1 protein-coding gene and 1 pseudogene are annotated in these 1,282 nt (G+C 66.7%); one reads left to right on the forward strand and one right to left on the reverse strand.

All coding sequences use genetic code 11. The annotated features are described in order from the left end of the window. On the reverse strand, nucleotides 1-236 hold a 236-nt coding region (locus NBZ85_RS32915), incomplete at its 3' end, for a hypothetical protein (RefSeq protein ID WP_308205250.1). Nucleotides 237-357: 121 nt separating this feature from the next. On the opposite strand from NBZ85_RS32915, the pseudogene NBZ85_RS31180 reads away from it, so the two are divergent. Continuing rightward, nucleotides 358-1,282 (forward strand): annotated as a pseudogene (locus NBZ85_RS31180) (hypothetical protein); the annotation flags it as partial.

The following is a 1,282-nucleotide window of genomic DNA, read 5'->3' on the forward strand; positions in this document are numbered from 1 at the left end:
TCCCCACCCTGCGCGGCCGATGACGAGGACTGCGTTCCCCAGCCCACCGCACCGCCACCCCCGACCCCGCACACCACCCCGACCGCGCCCGATACCGGCGGCGACGGAGGCGGCGGCGGAATTGTCGGCTGGATCACCCGCGGTATCACCAGCGCGATCAACAGCTTTTTCCGGGGCTTGGTGACCGCCGCTCTCAACCCCTTGTTGGATCTGCTGGGTCGCACGCTGTTGACCACACCGAAACCGTCGGAGCTGCCGGCGATCGGTGAACTGTGGACAACCTCGTGGGGCATCACCGTCGCCTCCTACAGCATCCTCATCATGATCGGCGGGATCACGATCATGACGTTCCAGTCGGTGCAGGCCCGGACGTCCATCAAGGAGATCGCTCCCCGCATTCCCCTCGGGTTCCTGGCCGCGACCCTGTCCCAGTTCCTGGCCGGCAAGATCATCGAAATCGCGAATCCGTTGCCCGCCGCGATCCTCGGGCAAGGACTCGACCCGAACACGGCCTCCCAACAGTTGCGGAACATCATTCTCGGCGCGATCGCGCCACCGATCGGGCCCACCGGCGCCACAGGTGTCGTCAACCGAAGCATCTTCGTCATTTTCCTGGGGTTGTTTCTCGCCGGTTCGATCGTCGCGCTGCTGTGCACCTACATTGCCCGGGTCACGATCACCGTGGCGTTGATCGGAGCCGCACCGCTGGCACTCGCGGGACACGCTCTACCGCAGACCGAGAAGGTCGCGTACTGGTGGTGGAAGGCATTCTTCGCCTGCATCAGTATCCAGATCGCCCAGTCCTTCGTTCTCATCGCGTCTTTCAAGGTGTTCTTCGCCCCCGGTGGTTTCACCGTGTTCGGCCCGAAACCGGACGGGCTGGTGAACCTGCTGGCAGCCATCACCCTGATCTATTTCCTGTTCAAGATCCCGTTCTGGATGATGCCAAAGATCGGCCAGGGCGGCAGCAGCGTTCTGGGCCGGATCGTGCGCGCCTACGTCACCGGTCGCGCCCTGGGTCTGCTGGGCGGCGGACGGTTCGGCCGCGGCCCCCAGCGCACCCCCACCGGCCGCCGCCGCCAGACGCCTCCTCCTCGGCGACAGGCACAGAACCCGATCACGCGCCGGCCGCTACGGCAGCCTCCGCGCGGCCGGACCACCCCCCAGTTCCTCCAACCGATACCGGCGGTACCTATGCACGATCTCGCCAGCGGTAAGGCCACCGGCCCGCCGCCTCCCGCGGTCTTCCTTCCCCCCTCGATGCCGGGCGGCGATCCCGGCC

This window comes from Frankia tisae, from assembly GCF_025403405.1.
Taxonomy (GTDB): domain Bacteria; phylum Actinomycetota; class Actinomycetes; order Frankiales; family Frankiaceae; genus Frankia; species Frankia tisai.